Below are 19,650 nucleotides of genomic sequence, written 5' to 3'. Positions count from 1 at the left end.
CCAATAACCATAGGGATACGTTTGAAATGAAAATAAAATCCAATTAAGTATAGACAAAACGGCTTTATATCAACATTTTAATCCTATAATTTTTCTTTCAGTTGTTTTCATCTGTTTCTGTCTTTTGGCTCTTTTTCGGTACATTTTTGTTCCTTATTTGTTTCTCAATTCCGATTTTTATTCGTACATTTGCATTAGAAAACAACGAGTGAAAAGAATGCAATTATGCCACGAATAAAGAAGCCTAAAAAAGTAAAGGAACCCATACGTCTCCGGACGAAGGATTTGGCCGATGGCAGTAAAAGTTTGTATCTGGACGTTTACCGTAACGGTAAGCGGACATACGAATACCTGAAGATGTATCTCATTCCGGAAACGGACCGCAATGCCCGTCGGCAGAATGAAATCACGATGGCTGCCGCCAATGCCATCAAGTCGAAACGCATCATCGAACTGACCAGCGGAGAAGCCGGCATAGTGAATCACGTGGATAAGGTCTATCTGCTGGATTGGATGAAAACCTATAAGGAGTATCAGGAAAAACGGGACAAGAAAGGCATAGGTCAAATCGTGGCCGTTACCCATATCCTGAAGGACTACGCGGGAGAACGGTTCACGCTGGACCGGATTGACCTTGATTTTTGCCAGGGCTACATCGACTACATGCTGACAACCTATCGTCCCCAAGGGAAACCGATAGCAGCTTCTACACGCAATACCTATTACCAGATCTTCAACGGCGCACTGAACGCTGCTGTCCGTGCCAAACGGCTGTTAAGAAATCCGTTCAACGAAATGGAGAAATCGGAGAAGCCCAAGATGCCGGAAAGCGTGCGCAGCTACATGACCATCGAAGAGGTACGGTCATTGATTGCCACCCCGATGGATAACGAGAGGGTGAAGAGTGCCTACCTGTTTTCCTGCTTCTGCGGGTTGCGCATCAGCGACGTGAAGAAACTGAAATGGAAAGACGTGTTCCTCGACCACGGTCAGTACCGTTTGGCTGTGGCCATGCAGAAAACCAAAGAACCGATTTATCTTCCACTGTCCAACGAGGCGTTGAAATGGATGCCGGAACGCGGGGATAAGTCGGGGGACGACAGCGTGTTCGATTTGCCTTCGACCGTTAATACACTCATCAAGCCGTGGGCCAAGGCCGCCGGAATTTCCAAACAATTTACGTTTCACACGGCGCGCCACACGTTCGCGACCATGATGCTGACGCTTGGCGCAGACCTCTATACCGTATCAAAGTTGCTCGGTCACACATCTGTGAGAATGACGCAGGTTTACGCCAAAATCGTCAATAAGAAGAAAGATGACGCGGTTAATTTAACCAACGGATTGTTTGATTAATAAATTAAACGCCACATGTCAAATTTGAATTTACAGGTAAGTATTTTGTATTTGGCTCCGATGTTTTTCATTGGAGTTCAAATCGTTACAATAAGTATTAACCCATAAAAAGTAATTTGGACATGAAACGACCGAACAATGGTCCTCTCTCTTTTTGGAGGGAACCGACACATGCACCACTTCGCTACTGAACATGATGTAGCGGAAGAGTTATTCACCCTGCTTTCCGAGGCGAGAGTTATTTACCTTCAGGATGTCATCAAATCCGGCAAGCGGTATGACCGTTACGTGGACGACTTCGTACACAGCCACCGCTACATCAACTGCAACAATGCGGTTTGCAGGAACTGCCACGAGATGAACATCCATATCGTCAAGGGGCTGCTGCACGACTGCGCGGGTCTCGTCAGAAAATACTTCACCGCAGACTCATTCTCTTTCGAGGATTGCATGAGACTGAAGTGGAAGTACAACTTCTACGAATCATCATCTCCCGGCAGCCCCGGTGCGGATAATCCGACGCGCGTTCCTCCTCTTTCTTTTGGCTGCAATTTTTCCAGAGAACAGATGAAAGACATCGTGGCTTGCGCCACAGCTTTTCATCTGTTTTGCGTTTCCACGCTTTGCATCGAGGACATGGAGGCGCTTTTCTCCTGCCGGGAAAATTTCAGCATCCGTGTAAACAACGTCCGTCACGTGGCCGTCATGTTCGACGCCCTGCTCGAAAACAGGCTCATCGAGCCGTACTGGCAGTCCGTTCTTGACAAGGGGCGGTTCCTTGTGTCAAAGGACGGCAGGTCGTATGTCTCCGCCTCAAGCCTGTCCACGGCCCTGTCTATCGCGAGGATAAAAAAGACAGCCGCCGCCAACGGGATCAGGAAGGCCATCGCCGGACTGAAGGAATGACATGAAGTGCTAAAAAGCCAAGCATGTGAAAGGTAAAAGCGTGATAATTGCGCTGATACCTGTATGGTATCAACCCGCAACGTCTCGCAGTCACTCTCACATCGCCTAACTTTGCCCTCTGTAACGCGCTACAGATACGGAGGGGCACCTTCATTGTCTAATTTTTAACATCAGTCTTATGCAAAACAGAACTACATTCATGGAGCGGTTGAACGAACGGATGACCGCCGTAGAAGCGGTTCTCAAGAAATTGGAGCCGGTAGAGAGCCTTCTGGAACGTATGGCTTTACTGGAAAACAATATCTACACGACCAAGAGGGTCTTTACATTCCAGGAAGCGTGCATGTACATCGGCGTTTCGGAGAGCCTGTTGTACAAGCTCACGGCGAACAAGGAGATCCCGCACTATAAACCCCGTGGCAAAATGCTTTACTTCGCCAAGGAGGAGCTGGACGAATGGCTCCTGCAGAACTGCGAACCTACCGTGGACGATGCCGAGCGCATGGTCACGGAATCATCGGCCACACAACCATTCTTTAACAAGCGACGCTATGGAAAACGAAAAAAGAGCTGAACGCAATACCGGGGCGAGAATCGACGAGAACCGCCTCTCGGACATACTCACCATATCACAGATAAAAGCCACGGACACCTACGAGACACCCCCGCAGATTATTTGGATAGACAACTCCACTATCGCCACGCTGGGCAACTTCAGCGCTTCGACCGGTAAGGCGAAGTCTAAAAAGACATTCAACGTGTCGGCCATCGTCGCCGCATCTCTTGCCGGGCGGCAGGTACTGAACTACCGGGCGCACCTGCCCGAGGGCAAGCAGCGGATTCTGTACGTGGACACGGAGCAGAGCCGCTTCCACTGCCACAACGTGCTGGAACGCATCCTGCGGCTCGCGGGGTTGCCCACCACGTCCGACAGCGAGAACCTTGACTTCATCTGTCTCAGGGAATACTCGCCGTCCGTCCGCATAGAGGTCATCGACTACGCCCTGCGTCAGGGCAAAGGGTACGGTCTGGTCATCATCGACGGCATCCGCGACCTGATGCTTGACATCAACAGCACGAGTGAATCGGTAGAGGTCATCAACAAGATGATGGAGTGGTCGTCGAAGTACGACCTGCATATCCATTGCGTGCTTCACCTGAACAAGGGCGACAACAACGTGCGCGGCCACATCGGTACGGAGATGAGCAACAAGGCGGAGACTGTGCTGGTTATCAGCAAGAGCAACGAGAACCCAAGCATCAGCGAAGTCCACGCGCTGCATATCCGCGAGAAGGAGTTCAAGCCTTTCGCCTTTACGGTGGATGACGGCGGGCTTCCGGTCATAGCCGAGAACCATTCGTTCGACGGCAACGCCTCCGAGCGGTCCAAGAACCGGACGGGGTTCATGAACCTGTCCGTCGAGCAGCACAGAGAAGCCCTCTCCGCTGCTTTCGGGGACAAGCCTATCCGTGGGTTCGAGAACGTGTTGCAGGCGATGATGACAGCTTACGAGGCCATCGGCTTCAAACGGGGGCGCAGCGTCATGATAAAACTGCTGCAATACCTGACCGAAAATCTGAAGCTGGTCATCAAGCGGGACAAGCTCTTCTATTATGACGTGACACCTACCGAGGCCATGCTTTTCGACGAAGAATGAGGGCGGGCGCGGGCATATATATTTTAGTTTACTTTAGTATCTATCTATATATAGGGAGGAAAACCAAAGTAAACTGTTTTTTGAGAACAAGTGAGAAACAAGTGAAAATAAATCAAAATGACCATATCGGAAGCAAAACAGCTGCGTATCGTGGACTATCTCGCCCGTCTGGGGCACCGTCCCCGAAGCATAAAATCGGACCAGTACTGGTACTTTTCTCCATTGCGGGATGAACGCACGCCGTCGTTCAAGGTCAATGACCGGCTGAACGAGTGGTACGACTTCGGCGCGGCGACGGGCGGCGATCTGGTGGAGCTGGGCAAGCACCTTTACCGGACGGACGACGTGAGCGAGGTACTCGCGTACATCGAGCGGCACGAGAGCGTTGCCCCGGTACCCAGAGTGCGGATGGCGGATACGACCCCCCGGCCTGTGGAATGCGAGATGCAGGACATAAGGGTCGTGCCGTTGCGACACCCCGCGCTACTCTCCTACCTGCGTACCCGTCTGATTGACGAGGATATAGCGCGTATGTTCTGCCGGGAGGTACATTACGTGCTGCGGAAACGACACTACTTCGCCCTTGCCTTCGGCAACCTCTCCGGCGGGTATGAGGTGCGCAACCCTTACTACAAGGGATGTATCAAAGAGAAGGACATCTCTCTGGTGAGGCATTCGAGGGACGGCACGCAGAACCGGGTCTGCGTGTTCGAGGGATTCATGGACTTCCTCTCTTACCTGACATTGAAACAGGCGGGCGATGATACGGTCTGCGTCGGCGGCCCCTGCGACTATCTCGTGATGAACTCTGTGAACAACCTGAAAAAGGCGCTGGTTCACCTGCAGGAGTACCCGATTATCCATTGCTACCTTGATAATGATCTTGCCGGACGGAAAACTGCTGAGACCATAGCCGGCATGTATGATGAGTTTGTTTGTAACGAAGCCCACCGTTACGGCGAATATAAGGACCTGAACGATTACCTGCGCGGTAAAAGGTTGTAGGACCACCGCCCGTTCTGCCGGAAAGCTCTCCTCTCCGGAGGGCTTTTTCTATGTCCCATCAAGGCGTGAAATTCGTCTCAAAGTATGATATTAAAGTATGATATTGCATTTTCATACTTATTTTATCGGTTATTTCTTCGTTTGACATCAAGATTTTTCCGCATATAAAATATAATCCTTTCCTTTGCAATCATACTTTGATTGAATTTCAATATCATACTTAAAAATATGGGTTCATACTTTATATTCGCCATTGTCCTGACGGTGTTGTACGTCATCTATTACGCGGTCAATATCGCCCGGGACCTCTATGGGAAGAAAGAGAGCGGCAAGACGGACGAGGAGGTCTTCGACCTCGGCCTTGTGGACGCCACGGAAGAGAGCATCAGCGTCTCGGAGAACGAGACCGGGTTCAGTATCGGAAGCGAGAAGTACGACACGGAGGCCGAGACGGTCGCCTCGCCAGCTGCGCAGGGCGGCGATGCGGAACAAGAGGAAGAGACCGCCCATGCGCGGTTCGAGCGGCTGAAGGCCAAGGCGGAGGAACGGATGGAAGATTCCGTCCCCTACCTGTCCGACCCCTTCACGTCGGAGGAAATGTACAAGGCGATGGTTTCCAGAGGCTGTCCGGAAAACCGTCCCGAGTTGAAGTGGAAGCCTGTCAAAGATGAGCTGTAAAATGTCAAGGACGAAAAAGATACTCTGTACACTATGTTCCATCCTCCCATGTTCGGCATTTGCCAAAAGCGGCGGCGTGAATTACAGCTGGGGTGCGGACGCGCTGGCCACGATGCACGACTTCGTGGTCACGATGATGCTGTATGTCCAGTACATGTGCTACGCGCTCGCCTCGGTTCTGGTTGTCATAGCCGCGCTCCAGATTTACATCAAGATGAACCGGGGCGACGACGACGTAAGCAAGTCCATCATGATGCTTGTCGGCGCCTGCCTCTTTGCCATCGGCGCGTTTTTCGTGTTCCCCGCCTTTTTCGGTTATCGTGTATAGAGACCGAAGAGGCGAAGCCGTACCGCCGCAGTGACGGTGCGGAAAACAACAAACAAATAAAATATAAAAGATCATGTTTCAAAAAGCAAAAAGACTGATGAAGAAGCTGTCCTCTGCCAAAGAGAAGATGCAGATGTTCATGCTGATGATGCTGTGCGGCCCGACGGCTGTCATGGCCCAGAACTCCGCCGGCGACTATTCCGCCGGAACGACGGCACTGGCGACCGTCACGGAGGAAATCGCCAAGTATGTCCCGATTGTGGTGAAATTGTGTTATGCCATCGCCGGGGTCGTTGCGATTGTGGGTGCGATCAGCGTCTATATCGCCATGAACAACGAGGAGCAGGATGTCAAGAAGAAGATCATGATGGTCGTGGGCGCCTGTATTTTCCTTATCGCTGCGGCTCAGGCCTTGCCGCTGTTCTTCGGTATCGGCGGTTAAACCTGACGTGTGATGCAAGCCAAGGACGAACGTTATCCCGACTACCCGCTGTTCAAAGGGTTACAGCGCCCTTTGGAGTTCATGGGCATTCAAGGCCGCTACATCTACTGGGCGGCGGGCGCAGCAGGAGGAGCCATCGTAGGCTTCATCATCGCGTACTGTCTGGCGGGTTTCGTGGCCGGGCTGGTCGTGCTGGTCGCGGTCTTGTCCACGGGTATCGCGCTCATCATGCTCAAACAGCGTAAGGGGCTGCATACCAAGAAAGATTCGCGCGGCGTGTACGTCTATGCCAACTCGAAGAAGCCATGACGGCAGAAAGAAAACCACCACGTGCAACGTGTGGTCCTATTGAATGTTGAACGCGGGCAGGGCCGCCTGAAGTTCGGGCGGCTCTGCCTTTTTTTATGTGTATTGAAATGACAATGACATTGTACATCATACTGCTTTTCATAACCCTGTGCGCCGGCATGGTGGTATCGGTCTATGCCTTCGGCACGGGCGGCAAGCGCAAGCGTATCTTCCAGGACATCTACTTCTCCGTGGAAGAGACGAACGGCGTGGGCGTGCTGTACACCAAGACGGGAGAATATTCTGCCGTGCTGAAGATAGAGAACCCGGTGCAGAAATACTGCGCCAACATCGACAACTACTACGAGTACACGCACCTGTTCACCGCGATAGCACAGACGCTGGGCGAAGGGTATGCCATCCACAAGCAGGACATCTTCATGCGGAAGCAGTTCGAGGACGGGACGGGCGACGGGCGCGAGTTCCTTTCATCCGCCTACTTCCGCTACTTCAAGGGGCGCAACTACACGGACAGCGTGTGTTACCTGACCATTACGCAGGAGGCGAAGAAGAGCCGCCTGTTCTCCTACGACGGCAAGCAGTGGCGCGACTTTCTGGTGAAAATCCGCAAGGTCCACGACCAGCTGCGGGACGGCGGCGTGCAGGCGAAGTTCCTGAACAAGGCCGAGGCGAGCGAGTACGTGGACCGCTACTTCGCTATGAACTTCAAGGACCGTATCGTGTCGATGACCAATTTCAAGGCGGACGAGGAGACGGTCTCGATGGGAGACAAACGCTGCAAGGTGTACAGCCTCGTGGACGTGGACTACGCCGCGCTGCCCTCGCTGATCCGCCCCTATACCAATATCGAGGTGAACAACACGGAGATGCCGGTGGACCTCGTGTCGGTCATCGACAGCATCCCGAACGCGGATACGGTAGTCTATAACCAGATTATCTATCTGCCCAACCAGAAGCGGGAACTGGCCCTGCTGGACAAAAAGAAGAACCGGCACGCGAGCATCCCGAACCCGAGCAACCAGATGGCCGTCGAGGACATCAAGCGGGTGCAGGAGGTCATCGCCCGCGAGAGCCGGCAGCTCGTGTACACCCACTTCAACCTGATTGTCGCCGTACCGGCTGACACCGACCTGCAGAAATGTACGAACCACTTGGAAAACGCTTTCGGGCGTATGGGCATCCATATCAGCAAGCACGCATACAACCAGCTGGAGCTGTTCGTCGGCTCGTTCCCGGGCAACTGTTACGGCATGAGTGAGGAGTACGACCGCTTCCTGACACTGGGCGACGCCGCCATGTGCCTGATGTACAAGGAGCGCATCCAGCACAGCGAGGAGACGCCACTGAAAATCTACTATACTGACCGTCAGGGCGTACCCGTGGCTATCGACATCACGGGAAAAGAGGGAAAGAACAAGCTGACGGACAACAGTAATTTTTTCTGCTTGGGGCCTTCGGGAAGCGGCAAGAGCTTCCACATGAACTCCGTTGTGCGCCAGCTTTACGAGCAGGGTACGGATGTGGTGATGGTCGATACGGGTAACAGTTACGAGGGGCTTTGCGAGTATCTGGGAGGCAAGTATATCAGCTACACGGAAGAGAAGCCTATCACGATGAACCCGTTCCGCATCCACCGCGAGGAGATGAACGTGGAGAAAACAGGCTTTTTGAAGAACCTCGTGCTGCTGATTTGGAAAGGCAGCCAAGGGACGGTTACCAAAACGGAAGACCGTCTAATAGAACAGGTCATCACGGAGTACTACGACACCTATTTCAACGGCTTCGACGGTTTTACGCCCATGCAGCGCGAGGACTTGCGCAAGAGCCTCGTTATCGACGACCGCAACCGCAGCGAACGGCAGGAGGAAACCGAATTGCAGCGTACCGGGCGTATCGAGCGCATGATTGACGAGATGGAACGTCGCCGTAAAGAGTTAAAAGTGGAAGAGCTGTCGTTCAACTCGTTCTACGAGTTTTCCGTGCAGCGCATTCCGGATATCTGCGACGAGAACCATATCTCGGGCATCGACATCTCGACCTACCGCTACATGATGAAGGACTTCTATCGTGGCGGCAACCATGACAAGACGCTGAACGAGAACATGGACAGCTCGCTGTTCGACGAGACGTTCATCGTTTTTGAAATCGACAGTATAAAAGATGACCCTCTCCTGTTCCCTCTTGTTACGCTGATTATCATGGATGTATTCCTGCAGAAGATGCGTATCAAGAAGAACCGTAAGGTCCTGGTAATCGAGGAAGCGTGGAAAGCCATTGCCAGCCCGCTCATGGCCGAGTATATCAAGTTCATGTACAAGACGGCCCGTAAGTTCTGGGCTTCGGTGGGTGTGGTAACGCAGGAGATACAGGACATCATCGGCAGCCCCATCGTCAAGGAGGCCATCATCAACAACTCGGACGTGGTGATGCTGCTCGACCAAAGCAAGTTCCGCGAGCGGTTCGATGAAATCAAGGCCATTCTCGGGCTTACGGACGTGGACTGCAAGAAAATTTTCACCATCAACCGCCTCGAAAACAAGGAAGGGCGCAGTTTCTTCCGCGAGGTGTTCATCCGCCGGGGAAGCACCAGCGGCGTGTACGGCGTGGAGGAACCTCACGAGTGCTACATGACCTACACGACCGAGCGTGCGGAGAAAGAGGCCCTGAAGCTCTACAAGAGAGAACTCCGGTGCAGCCATCAGGAGGCTATCGAAGCGTATTGCCGCGACTGGGACACCAGCGGCATCGGCAAATCCCTGCCGTTTGCCCAGAAGGTCAATGAGGCGGGACGGGTATTGAATCTGAAACCGAAGCAATAAAATCATATAGAATGGAAAAGATTGACATAAACCAAAATGTAGGAGAACTGTTTTGCGAAGAACCTTTCGCCCTTCGCATTCGCAAAGTATGCGGGAGCCATGAGATTGTCTCTGTCCGGGACCTGTGCCTGCACACCAATCAGGATTTGATTAGATTCCGCCATTTGGGACACAAAAGCATCGCACACATCGGGGATATACTAAGCAGACATGGCCTGCGGCTGGGTATGACCGAAAAGGAACTGGATATCTATATGGGCATTAAATCCGAAGAGGACGAGGGTGTTACCACCATCATTCGTTATGAAGAGCCGGAAACAGCCAAGTGGCAACAGCGCCGGTATGAGGTTGCCAGAGACCTGTATGTCAAATACAGAAGTCTGTCCCCATACGAGGCAATGGAGGAAGCGGAAAAGCTGATACTGGCCCTGCAAGGAGTACCCGAAACACATAACCGCAGCAAGCGGAAATTCCTTTTTTTTAACCGTTAAGCGAGATACTGATGAAACGGCTGTCGCTCATCCTCATAGTGCTGTCGCTCGCACTCGCGCAGCGTGTCCACGCCCAGTATTACAGCGTGAACTACGACGCGCGTACCGTGGCGGCGATGGCTGCCGCTTTCGGCACGGAGACGGTGGCCGAGAGCTATTACCGGGAACAGGTCGATGACATCCTGAAACATTACAACGCGGCGGAAGTGGCCACGGCGGGCATTTTCGCCTCCAAGTTTCTGGAGCATAAGGCCCTGTCCGACCTCGGTATCTGGTGCAGCAGCACGGAGAATTACTACTACCGGCGTATTTACCGCATGGTGGCGGAGAAAATCATGCCGAAGATATGGGTGGTGGCCAAGCTGATGCTCCGCTCGCCGCAGACGGCCATCCACTGGGGCAGCTACCTGATGAAGATATGCGACGAGACGAAAAGCCTGTGTATGCAATTCGAGAGCGTGGTGACGAACAGCACGCTGACATTCTCGGACATCGTGTTTCTTGAAATCAACCGGGACATCGCCCCCTTGCTGAAACTCTCGGAAGCGGGCGGCATAGACTGGCAGCACCTGCTGGACGACCTTGCCCGTGTGCCGGGCAACTTCACCGGCGAGAACCTGAAAGAGGACATCGACCACCTTTACAATATGGGTGTCGGGCTTGCCACGGCGGGAATCAGCAATATCGGCGACGCCCTGCTGCAGACCAGTTCGTTCCATGACCTGATGGGCGGCAAGGTGGATGAAATCTTCAACCTGTACGACCATTACGGCGCCCTCTTCGAGCAGGCGGAGCATAACCTCGGCGGGTTGCTTATCGAGATGGTGGGTGGCGAGGACAATGTGGCGGGGTTGTTCGAGCTGAGCGAGTACAACCTCACGTCATGGATGACCGACTATCTGGACGAGGTGGCCGGGAACTACTACACGCAGCGGTGGTATATCGCCCGCCGGGACCAAGGCAGCGTTTCGCTTTGCGACTACTACCCGCCGACGGATGACAACAGCATCCTGAACGGCGGCGAGTGGACGCGCTTCGAAACGAGCGATCCCGGTTTCTATCCCAATGCCTCGCAACGGGAGCAGGCACTCTCCAATTCGGAGCGGTATGCCGGATGGTCAAGGAGCCGGGTACAGCAGCTCAACAACCGGAATGACGGCTACACCTATACCATCAACTACTGGCAGAACGCCTACATCATCAGCCGGGGCAGCAAGCAGACGAAGAAGGCATACGCCTACGAGATACACGTCAAGCAGAGCTGGAACCATGAGGAGGTCATCTACGAGGATGTATTCGATTCCTACTCAATGGACTTGAACACGTTCAAGGCCGGGCTGAACGCCCGCCTCTCAGAGTTCAACGACAACGAGGAGGGGTACGTCTATTTCATCGCCTCCGACGCAAGGAACTATTATCAGGCAACGGATGCGGCGAAGCTACAGGGATGTGAGAGCGTGACCATCAGCGTAACCTGTTCGGACGGTGCCACACTCGGTCAGGGAACGACACAGTACAAGTGCCGCAAGTGCGGCAAATCCCTTAACGCCCACTCAAAGGAGTGTGCCATGCAGACCTCGGTCACGGAGAATGAACTGGACCTCTCCGAACTGGACGGTATGGTGCAAGAAGCAGACAACAAAATCGCCCTGCTTGAGTCTCAGATTAAGGCATTGGAGAACGAGAATGCCGCGTTGCTGAAGAAAATCGCCGAGGCGAGTGTGGAGGACGCGGCAGCGTACCGCCAGCAGTACAACGCGAACAAGACACAGATAGACCGCCTGAAAAGCGACTTGGCCGAATGGCAGAAAAAACAGAAGGAGTACGCGGACGCAAAACAGGAAGCGGCGGGCGACAATGACGTGCCGACGGACGACTATTACCGCATACCCGCCATCATGCAGGATTGCAGGACGGCCTACAACCTCACGTGGCAGGACGGCGGCGCGTGGAGCGGTTACACTTATGTACGCAAAGCCTCCATGCCGAACATCAACGGCGTCATCACGTTCCGGGCAACGATTTCGATAGCGCGGAAACCGAAGTACTTCCTCGGCATCAAGATTCACCGTGCCATCCTGCAGATCAGCTGGGAGCTGACCACGGAATACACCGACACGTTCGTCGCCGACGTGCTGACGCTCGCCCCGAACCTTTCGGAGGAGGAAAAGACTAAGATGGTGAACGACCGCATCGCGGAAATCGCCCGTGAACACCCGTCCTGCAAGATCACTACGGAGTACGCCCGTACTGCCCCGATGGAAGAGACACCGACCGGGGACGTGTACCACCTGCTGTGGTCGAGCGACCGGCTTGCCATAGCACGTGAGGTGGATTCGCGGATTACGAAGATATACGCCGACCTCGTGTCTTTGGAGAAGATGATGCACTACAAGCGCAGCATCATCGACGTGCTGAAGGACGTGCTTCCGGAGCTGGACACGGACGAAGGACGCAGGCTCACGTTCGTGGAGGAGTGCCACGACCGCTGGGTGGAGAACGCACGGGCTTCCAGAGGCGGGAACGGAAGAAACGCAAGAAAGGGGGAACGGCCATGAAACGGAACTTGCTGATAACGGTCGTGCTGCTGGCTCTTCTGCCCGGCATCGCCAAGGCGCAGTGGACCTTCGACATCGTGTCGGTGGAAGCCTACATCAACGACCACAAGAAACAGCGCAGCCTGCTGCTGGCCCGCAGTACACTGGAATACAGCAACAAGCTGCTGCACGAGTACAGCCGCAAGGAGGTTGGCGGGTACAAGGAGCTGAACGTGGACTTGGACCGCTACACCCGTGCTTTCGACGTGATAGATGTGATGTACCAGTCCTTGCGGACGGCGCTGAACGTGAAGAACACCTACACGGCGGTGAGCGACCGTATCGGCGACTACAAGAACCTGCTGGAGGACTTCAACGAGAAGATACTGAAACGGGGACGCATCGAACCGTCTGATGCGCTGATACTGACCATTAACGAGAAAGCCATACGCGACATCGCCCATGACGGGGAGCAGCTCTACAAGTCGGTGAGCGACCTCGTGCTGTACGCCACGGGAGCGGCGGCCTGCTCGACCAGTGACCTGCTGACGGTACTGGAGGCTATCAACCAATCGCTGGACGACATCGAACGGCATCTGAACCGGGCGTACATCGAAACGTGGCGCTACATACAGGTGCGTATCGGCTACTGGAAATCGAAGATATACCGCGAGCGCACCAAACGGGAGATTCTCGACGGGGCTTTCGGGCGGTGGCGTGAAGCGGGACGACTTGATGATTGACGAACAGAAACAGATAAAAGGGAAAAGAAGATGAAAAGGACATTTTTACTCATGGCGATGGCGGTTGTAACGACCGGTGCGGTTCATGCACAGGGTGTCAGTGTAACCTACAACCACGACTCGCCTAAGCAGAACCAAGTTACGGTCATGGAGACCGGAGCGGGCGCACTCTCGCCCGACCTTTATTACACGCTGCTGCACAACTCCTACAAGAAGTCGGCGGCGGCGAAGAACAAGCTGTCGTTCCGCACGCTGGCGGGCGTCAATCTGTACAACCAGGTGGACGAAGCCGAAGCCATCGATTCGGCACTGGTCAGCCGTGCGAAGATAGAGGCGCTGAACGTGGCCGACCGTCAGGTGGACCTCGCGTGGCTCGCCGAGAGCGACAAGATAAACGGGCAGATGGAGCGGTTCAAGCGTAACATCGACCGCATCCTGCCCGCAGGAGGCACGCCGGACGACAGGGAACGGTGGACGGAATACTACCACGTGTACCAGAGTGCCATCAAGGCTACCAGAGACGCCTATATGCCCAACGCGCAACGGAAGAAGGAGTACCTGCGCATTTACGAGGACGTGACCCGGCAGAACGGGATTCTTGTCGGGTATCTTGCCCGCAGGCAGAACGCCACGATAACGGGCAACCTGCTGAACGCGACCGACGAGCGTAACCTGAACAAGGGAAACATCGTCCGCGAAGCCGTGAACCGGTGGAACGAATCGCGCTTTGCGGTACGCGGCTCGCAGTCGGACGGCGGTACAGGCGGCGGAGAGGGAGACGAAACAGTAAACAGGGGACAATAAATAACACAGCGAATGGCAGACGGGAACATACTTTCGGATTTCGGTATCAATCTTCTGGAAGAGGAGATTGACGATGTGATTTTTCAGACCAACGAGTTTCTGACCGACGCCACCTTCACCGGCTCGCAGGGGCCGTTCTGGTGGATATTGCAGATGTGTATGGCGCTTGCCGCACTCTTTGCCATCATCATGGCGGCGGGCATGGCGTACAAGATGATGGTCAAGCAGGAGCCGCTGGACGTGCTGAAACTTTTCCGCCCTTTGGCCGTGTCGATTGTCCTCTGCTGGTGGTACCCTCCGGCAGACACGGGCATGGCAGGCAGCGGGAGCAGCTGGTGCTTCCTGGACTTCCTATCGTACATACCGAACTGCATCGGTTCGTACACCCATGACCTGTACGAGGCCGAAGCCTCGCAGATTTCGGACAAGTTCGAGGAGGTGCAGGAGCTGATCCACGTGCGGGACACGATGTACACGAGCCTGCAGGCACGTGCCGATGTCGCCCACACGGGCACGTCCGACCCCAACCTGATAGAGGCGACGATGGAGCAGACGGGCGTGGACGAGGTGACGAACATGGAGAAGGACGCGGCGGAGCTGTGGTTCACCTCGCTGACGGCCGGTGTCGTGGTGGGGATAGACAAAATCATCATGCTGATTGCCCTCGTGGTGTTCAGAATCGGCTGGTGGGCTACGATTTACTGCCAGCAAATTCTTTTGGGAATGCTCACCATTTTCGGGCCTCTGCAATGGGCTTTCAGCCTGCTGCCCAAGTGGGAAGGCGCATGGGCGAAGTGGCTGACCCGTTATCTGACGGTGCATTTCTACGGAGCCATGCTGTACTTCGTGGGTTTTTATGTGCTGCTGCTCTTCGACATCGTGCTGTGCATTCAGGTGGAAAACCTGACGGCAATCACGGTAAGTGAGCAGACAATGGCTGCTTACCTGCAAAACTCCTTTTTCTCGGCAGGCTACCTTATGGCTGCAAGTATCGTGGCATTGAAATGCCTGAACCTCGTGCCGGACTTGGCGGCATGGATGATTCCGGAGGGCGACACGGCCTTCTCTACCCGAAACTTCGGCGAGGGCGTGGCGCAGCAGGCCAAGATGACGGCTACGGGCGCTATGGGCGGCATCATGCGATAAGACAGGAAAACAATACAATAATAAAATTCTGAGTATGAAAAAGAAAATTGAAAAATGGCTTCAGGACGAGCGGTTTACGGACTATGCCGACAGGCGTATCCTGACGGAGGTGGATGATGTCTGCGAAAACCACCGCCCCGACCCGGAATATGAAGAGCTGACAAGAGCCTTCAGACGGGATGAACGGTACATCGTTCCGATGGTGGCCTACCTTAGTTACCGGTTGCAGGTCGCCAAGTTGCAAAAGGATGCGAGAAAGTGCAAACGTGCCGTCTGGTGGGTATTCGTGCAGTCGATACTGTTGAGCAACGCCACGCAAATCCATTTCACGGAGTTCAGCCTGCTCCAGACAAAGCTGATGGAAACGGTCATGCCGATGCTCCACGACGAGTATGTAAAGAAGTTGAACAAGAAAAAACGGTAAGGTATGGTCATCAAGAATCTGGAAAACAAGATCAGGCTGGTGGGCATTATCTGTACCGCCTTTCTCGTGGGGTGCATCATTATCAGCGTGAGCAGTATTTGGACGGCACGGACAATGGTGACGGACGCGCAGAAGAAGGTGTACGTGCTGGACGGTAACGTGCCGATACTGGTACAGCGCACGACCATGGACGAGACGCTGGACGTGGAAGCCAAATCTCATGTCGAGATGTTCCACCACTACTTCTTCACGCTTCCTCCGGATGACAAGTACATCAAGTACACGATGGAAAAGGCGATGTATCTGGTGGACGAGACCGGACTGGCACAGTATAACACGCTCAAGGAGAAAGGCTTTTACTCCAACATATTGGGAACGAGTGCCGTGTTCTCCATTTATTGCGACAGTGTGCGGTTTGACAAGAGCAATATGGAGTTCACCTACTACGGGCGGCAGCGTATCGAACGCCGCAGCAATATCCTGATGCGTGAACTGGTCACTGCGGGACAGCTCAAGCGTGTGCCCCGGACGGAGAACAACCCGCACGGGCTGCTGATAGTGAACTGGCGAACCCTGCTGAACAAGGACATCGAGCAAAAGACGAAGAGCAACTATTAACCATTGGAGCAATGAACATCAAAGGATTCCGCAGGATGCTGTTCGGCGAGCAGATGCCGGACAAGAACGACCCGAAATACAAGGAACGCTACGAGCGTGATGTGGATGCCGGGCGCAAGTTTGCCAAGGCGACACGTATCGACAAGGCAGCCGCCAAGGTGCAGGGCTTCGCCAACACGCACCGGACGCTGTTTCTGGCTATCATCTTCGGCTTCGTCATCGGCGGGCTGGCATGGAACGTTTACCGCCTGACGGTGGTGTGCCGTTACCAGCCCTCCCGCAGGACTGCCACGGAGATGCAGGACTCGCTCCTCCGTGAGCGGCACAAGACCCTGCAAAAGATAGAAATGAGGGAAAATAAGGCGGACGGGACACGATGAACGATGTCCGGACCGCCAGCGATACGCGCCCGTAAAGGGCCGCGCTATCGAATGCAAGTATTCGTAAATCAATCAGTGATAAACAATGGATATAATCAAGAGAATCAATTTCCGGCAACCGAAGTATATGCTTCCGGCCATACTCTATGTTCCGCTGCTGATTGCGTCGTATTTCATCTTCGACCTGTTCCACACCGAGAAGGCGGAGATTCCGGACAAGACGCTTCAGACAACCGAGTTTCTGAACCCCGAACTGCCGGACGCGCAGATCAGGGGCGGCGATGGCATAGGCAGCAAGTACGAGAACATGGCCAAGTCGTGGGGCAAGATACAAGACTATTCTGCCGTGGACAACATTGACCGGGACGAACCCGCAGACAACAAGGAAGAGTATGAATCGCAATACACGCAAGACGACATCGCCCTGCTCGGCGAGCAGGAGCAGGAAAAGGCTCTGGCGGCGCAAGCTGCCGATGCCAAGAAACGTGAGCAGGAAGCTCTCGCGGAACTGGAGAAAGCGCTCGCCGAGGCGAGGCTGAGAGGACAACGGGAGGTAATGCCGAGTGAAGCGGACAGCACCCTGTCAGCTACCCCACCGGACACGATGGTACAGGCCAAGGGAACCATCGACGAGGAGAGCCGTTCGGTCAAGGCCCCTGCGGAGGACGACAAGGCGAACGAGGTGGTGAAGAAGGTAAAGACCTCTTCCGACTACTTCAACACGCTGGCGAAGGATGCCAAGGAGCCGAAGCTCATTCAGGCAATCATCGACGAGGACATCAAGGCCGTGGACGGCTCGCGCGTCAGGCTGCGCCTGCTCGATGACATCGAAATCAACGAGAGCGTGGTCAAACGAGGAACCTACCTGTACGCCACGGTCAGCGGCTTCTCGTCCGGACGCGTGAAAGGAAACATCAGCAGCATACTGGTCGATGACGAGCTGGTCAAGGTCAGCCTCTCGCTCTACGACACGGACGGCATGGAGGGGCTGTACGTTCCCAACAGCCAGTTCAGGGAGACGAGCAAGGATGTGGCGAGCGGCGCCATGTCGGGCAATATGAGCATGAACACGGGGACTTACGGGAACAGCCTCGCCCAATGGGGTATGCAGGCGGTGAACAACGCCTACCAGAAAACGAGCAACGCCATCAGCAAGGCCATCAAGAAGAACAAGGTGAAGCTGAAATACGGGACATTCGTGTACTTGGTGAACGGCAGAGAGAAACGGGAGTAAAAACAGGAGCGGTATGGAAAGGGATTTGTCGAAATACCACAAAGGTACGAACGGCTTCTACTACAATAACTATATGGCGCCCGACGAAGCCGGGACGTTCATCGGAAGGCTCGTGAGTACCGAATGGTGGCACAAGGGAACACATTTCGCCCTGATATGCAACTTCGAGACGGAAGATGAGCGTCGGGTCGCCCTGTTCGCCTTCCAAAAGTACACCGGCTTTTACGGGCCGCGAGACGGGGCTGTCAATTTCAAACACGCGAAGACGGACACCCTTTGGGAATGTGAGATACGGAAAACCCGGACGGGACGCTGCACATGGATGAGTGCCCGGCAGATTGTGGAACCGAAAACCGATGCGATATGATAGAGACGGACAGAATATACCCGATGGACTGCCTTGAGGGCATGAGCCGGATGGCGGCGGGCAGCGTCGATGCGGTCATCGCCGACCTGCCTTACGGCGTGTTGAACCGCCGGAACAAATCCGCGCAGTGGGACCAAAAGATTCCGCTTGAGCCGCTGTGGGAGCAATACCGGAGGATTACCAAGCCCGGAAGCCCCATCATCCTGTTCGGTCAGGGACTTTTCTCCGCGAGGCTCATGCTGTCGCAGCCCCGTCTGTGGCGGTATAATCTCGTGTGGCAGAAAGACCGTGTAACGGGGCATCTCAACGCGAAACGTATGCCGCTGCGGCAGCACGAGGACATCCTCGTATTCTACGAGCGGCAGCCTATCTATCATCCGCAGATGACACCCTGCCCTCCGGAGCGGAGGAACCACGGGCGGCGCAAGACGGAAGGGTTCACCAGCCGCTGCTACGGAACGATGAAGCTGTCGCCGGTACGCATCGCCGACGACAAATACCCGACTTCGGTCATCTTCGTGCCGAAGGAACACCAGACGGGAGCGTTCTATCACCCGACACAGAAGCCTGTGGCACTGGTGGAATACCTGATACGGACCTACACCGACGAGGGCGGTGTCGTGCTGGACAACTGCATGGGTTCGGGGACGACCGCCGTGGCTGCCATCCGCACGGGACGGCATTACATCGGCTTCGAGGTCGATCCGGCCTACTGCGAGATTGCCGAGCGGCGGATTCGGGAAGAGCTGGAACGTGGAAACGGAGCGAAACAAGGGAAAAAAGAAACCGGAAGTGAATCCAATCCAATCGCGTGCCCATGAAACCGTCGAATTACTTAAAAGGACTATACCAGAATCCGACGGATGAAAAATACACGCCGGGATACGGGGTACTGCCCATCATCAAGTATATACCCGAAGGCAAGGTAATCTGGTGCCCGTTCGACACGGAACATAGCGAGTTCGTGCTGAAATTCAGGGATGCCGGTTTCAAGGTCGTGTATTCCCATATCTGCAACGGGCAGGATTTTTTCAGATACGAGCCGTCGCAATGGGACATACTCGTGTCCAATCCCCCGTTCAGCCGGAAGGTGGAGGTTTTCGACCGTTGCCTGAAACTCGGGAAGCCGTTCGCCCTGCTGATGTCGAACTACTGGCTGAACAACGTGGCCCCGTGTCGGCTTTTCCAGCACACCGACCTGGAACTGTTGATGTTCGACAAGCGCATCCAGTTCGGGGAAGGGAAAAACGTCCCGTTCAACAGCAGCTATTTCTGCCATAAGCTGCTCCCGAAACAAATCATATTCGAACGGATAGAAGTTGCGGACAAATCCCCGAGCCGTATGCGGGACGACATGCCCGATACGGGGGAATACCGGCCCGCAGGAGAATAAGGCAAACATAAA

The 19,650-nt window shown here is 54.5% G+C and carries 22 protein-coding genes; all 22 read left to right on the top strand.

Annotated elements, in window-relative coordinates:
* Positions 1-225: 225 nt before the first annotated feature.
* The 22 genes from B5F38_RS11375 (at position 226) to B5F38_RS11270 (ending at position 19,638) form a co-directional block, all read left to right on the top strand.
* A complete protein-coding gene (locus B5F38_RS11375; protein WP_074705035.1) occupies positions 226-1,356 on the top strand; it encodes a site-specific integrase in 1,131 nt (376 codons plus the stop codon).
* A gap of 138 nt (positions 1,357-1,494) precedes the next feature.
* Positions 1,495-2,262 (top strand): hypothetical protein, encoded by a 768-nt coding sequence (locus tag B5F38_RS11370; protein WP_074705032.1) that lies wholly within the window; start codon positions 1,495-1,497, stop codon positions 2,260-2,262.
* Between the two features lie 199 nt (positions 2,263-2,461).
* The gene (locus B5F38_RS11365) at positions 2,462-2,836 is read left to right on the top strand and encodes a helix-turn-helix domain-containing protein (protein WP_177159823.1); all 375 of its coding nucleotides are present in this window, start codon (positions 2,462-2,464) and stop codon (positions 2,834-2,836) included.
* On the top strand, positions 2,814-3,920 hold the full coding sequence (locus B5F38_RS11360) for an AAA family ATPase (RefSeq protein ID WP_074705027.1): 1,107 nt from the start codon (positions 2,814-2,816) through the stop codon (positions 3,918-3,920). Before B5F38_RS11365 ends, B5F38_RS11360 begins: the two co-directional genes overlap by 23 nt.
* A gap of 117 nt (positions 3,921-4,037) precedes the next feature.
* Positions 4,038-4,925, top strand: a complete 888-nt coding sequence (locus tag B5F38_RS11355) for a toprim domain-containing protein (RefSeq protein ID WP_074705024.1) — start codon at positions 4,038-4,040, stop codon at positions 4,923-4,925.
* Positions 4,926-5,153: 228 nt separating this feature from the next.
* Positions 5,154-5,603, top strand: coding sequence for a hypothetical protein (locus B5F38_RS11350; RefSeq protein ID WP_087409349.1), 450 nt, complete (start codon positions 5,154-5,156; stop codon positions 5,601-5,603).
* A 1-nt stretch (position 5,604) separates the two neighbouring features.
* Positions 5,605-5,931 carry a DUF4134 domain-containing protein gene (locus tag B5F38_RS11345; RefSeq protein ID WP_074705085.1) on the top strand — a complete coding sequence of 109 codons (327 nt, stop codon included), beginning with the start codon at positions 5,605-5,607 and terminating at the stop codon, positions 5,929-5,931.
* 73 nt (positions 5,932-6,004) lie between these two features.
* A complete protein-coding gene (locus B5F38_RS11340) occupies positions 6,005-6,373 on the top strand; it encodes a DUF4134 domain-containing protein (RefSeq protein WP_074705019.1) in 369 nt (122 codons plus the stop codon).
* Positions 6,374-6,385: 12 nt separating this feature from the next.
* Positions 6,386-6,682 carry a DUF4133 domain-containing protein gene (locus B5F38_RS11335; RefSeq protein ID WP_074705017.1) on the top strand — a complete coding sequence of 99 codons (297 nt, stop codon included), beginning with the start codon at positions 6,386-6,388 and terminating at the stop codon, positions 6,680-6,682.
* A gap of 113 nt (positions 6,683-6,795) precedes the next feature.
* Positions 6,796-9,501: a DUF87 domain-containing protein gene (locus B5F38_RS11330; RefSeq protein ID WP_074705014.1), complete on the top strand. Its 2,706-nt coding sequence runs from the start codon at positions 6,796-6,798 to the stop codon at positions 9,499-9,501.
* Positions 9,502-9,512: 11 nt separating this feature from the next.
* Positions 9,513-9,992: a DNA-directed RNA polymerase subunit alpha C-terminal domain-containing protein gene (locus B5F38_RS11325; protein WP_074705012.1), complete on the top strand. Its 480-nt coding sequence runs from the start codon at positions 9,513-9,515 to the stop codon at positions 9,990-9,992.
* Positions 9,993-10,003: 11 nt separating this feature from the next.
* Positions 10,004-12,550 carry a hypothetical protein gene (locus tag B5F38_RS11320; protein WP_074705010.1) on the top strand — a complete coding sequence of 849 codons (2,547 nt, stop codon included), beginning with the start codon at positions 10,004-10,006 and terminating at the stop codon, positions 12,548-12,550.
* On the top strand, positions 12,547-13,272 hold the full coding sequence (locus tag B5F38_RS11315) for a hypothetical protein (RefSeq protein WP_074705008.1): 726 nt from the start codon (positions 12,547-12,549) through the stop codon (positions 13,270-13,272). The genes B5F38_RS11320 and B5F38_RS11315 overlap by 4 nt, the downstream gene beginning before the upstream one ends.
* Positions 13,273-13,302: 30 nt before the next feature.
* Positions 13,303-14,076, top strand: coding sequence for a DUF5045 domain-containing protein (locus B5F38_RS11310; RefSeq protein WP_087409345.1), 774 nt, complete (start codon positions 13,303-13,305; stop codon positions 14,074-14,076).
* Between the two features lie 12 nt (positions 14,077-14,088).
* Positions 14,089-15,222 (top strand): hypothetical protein, encoded by a 1,134-nt coding sequence (locus B5F38_RS11305; protein WP_074705004.1) that lies wholly within the window; start codon positions 14,089-14,091, stop codon positions 15,220-15,222.
* A 28-nt stretch (positions 15,223-15,250) separates the two neighbouring features.
* A complete protein-coding gene (locus tag B5F38_RS11300) occupies positions 15,251-15,646 on the top strand; it encodes a hypothetical protein (protein WP_164470583.1) in 396 nt (131 codons plus the stop codon).
* 3 nt (positions 15,647-15,649) lie between these two features.
* Positions 15,650-16,264, top strand: coding sequence for a conjugative transposon protein TraK (gene traK, locus B5F38_RS11295; protein WP_074705000.1), 615 nt, complete (start codon positions 15,650-15,652; stop codon positions 16,262-16,264).
* An 11-nt stretch (positions 16,265-16,275) separates the two neighbouring features.
* Complete coding sequence (locus B5F38_RS11290) at positions 16,276-16,644, top strand: hypothetical protein (protein ID WP_074704997.1); 369 nt, start codon at positions 16,276-16,278, stop codon at positions 16,642-16,644.
* 85 nt (positions 16,645-16,729) lie between these two features.
* A complete protein-coding gene (gene traM, locus B5F38_RS11285) occupies positions 16,730-17,878 on the top strand; it encodes a conjugative transposon protein TraM (protein WP_074704994.1) in 1,149 nt (382 codons plus the stop codon).
* Positions 17,879-17,891: 13 nt separating this feature from the next.
* Positions 17,892-18,245: a hypothetical protein gene (locus tag B5F38_RS11280; RefSeq protein WP_087409343.1), complete on the top strand. Its 354-nt coding sequence runs from the start codon at positions 17,892-17,894 to the stop codon at positions 18,243-18,245.
* On the top strand, positions 18,242-19,066 hold the full coding sequence (locus B5F38_RS11275) for a site-specific DNA-methyltransferase (protein WP_074704989.1): 825 nt from the start codon (positions 18,242-18,244) through the stop codon (positions 19,064-19,066). Before B5F38_RS11280 ends, B5F38_RS11275 begins: the two co-directional genes overlap by 4 nt.
* Complete coding sequence (locus tag B5F38_RS11270) at positions 19,063-19,638, top strand: tRNA (adenine-N(6)-)-methyltransferase (protein ID WP_074704986.1); 576 nt, start codon at positions 19,063-19,065, stop codon at positions 19,636-19,638. The genes B5F38_RS11275 and B5F38_RS11270 overlap by 4 nt, the downstream gene beginning before the upstream one ends.
* Positions 19,639-19,650 lie beyond the last annotated feature (12 nt).

Source organism: Barnesiella sp. An22 (genome assembly GCF_002159975.1).
In the GTDB taxonomy this organism is placed as follows: domain Bacteria; phylum Bacteroidota; class Bacteroidia; order Bacteroidales; family Barnesiellaceae; genus Barnesiella; species Barnesiella merdigallinarum.
The sequence above is the reverse complement of the archived record's forward strand: the minus strand, read 5'-3'. Positions and strand labels throughout refer to the sequence as shown.